We start from the raw sequence: 262 nt of genomic DNA, 5'->3' as shown, positions 1-262 counted from the left end.
AAGACGGCACACCAATCATGACAGCTGAAACGATCGAACATGTAGCTCAACTCTTTGAAGAGCATGGATCCATCATCTGGTGGGAACGTGATGCTAAAGACCTCTTGCCAGAAGGATTTACACATCCAGGTTCACCAAATGGTGAGTTCAAGAAAGAAACAGACATCATGGACGTTTGGTTTGACTCAGGTTCTTCATGGAACGGAGTTGTGGTTAACCGTCCAGAACTCAAATACCCAGCTGACCTCTACCTTGAAGGTTC

The 262-nt window shown here is 45.8% G+C and carries 1 protein-coding gene; it reads left to right on the top strand.

The genetic code is table 11. The features are described from left to right. Nucleotides 1-262, top strand: a 262-nt coding sequence (locus HMPREF2795_RS08490) for a class I tRNA ligase family protein (protein ID WP_148131296.1), incomplete at both ends; no start/stop codon positions are given.

This window comes from Streptococcus sp. HMSC056C01 (assembly GCF_001811305.1).
Lineage (GTDB): Bacteria > Bacillota > Bacilli > Lactobacillales > Streptococcaceae > Streptococcus.
Note: the sequence above shows the minus strand (reverse complement) of the source record. Positions and strands in the feature narration are given on the sequence as shown.